Annotated in this window: 1 protein-coding gene; it reads left to right on the top strand. The window is 63.0% G+C overall.

Annotation, left to right across the window (positions count from 1 at the left end; genetic code table 11):
- A partial coding sequence (locus VJI94_RS08735; RefSeq protein ID WP_324009090.1) for a hypothetical protein occupies positions 1-243 on the top strand: 243 nt, incomplete at both ends.

A 243-nucleotide genomic window follows, 5' to 3' on the forward strand; every position in this document is an offset into this window, starting at 1 on the left:
CGTCGCTCCCTGATCACTTCGGCCCTGACCGCCCTCGTGTTGCCAGTGGCCCTCGCAAGCCCTGCCCAGGCCGAAGACACCCGAGGCACCAAGGCCGAGGCCAAAGCGCTCGCCGACGCTGCTTTGGCACACATCGCCAAGGTCGGCTTCGAACCCGCTCTGAAGGACTTTGCTGCCGACAAGGCCCGCTGGGTCAACAAGGACCTGTACGTGGTTGTCTTCAACTTCGAAGGTCAATGCTTG

Source organism: Parvimonas sp. D9 (assembly GCF_035282565.1).
Lineage (GTDB): Bacteria > Bacillota > Clostridia > Tissierellales > Peptoniphilaceae > Parvimonas > Parvimonas micra.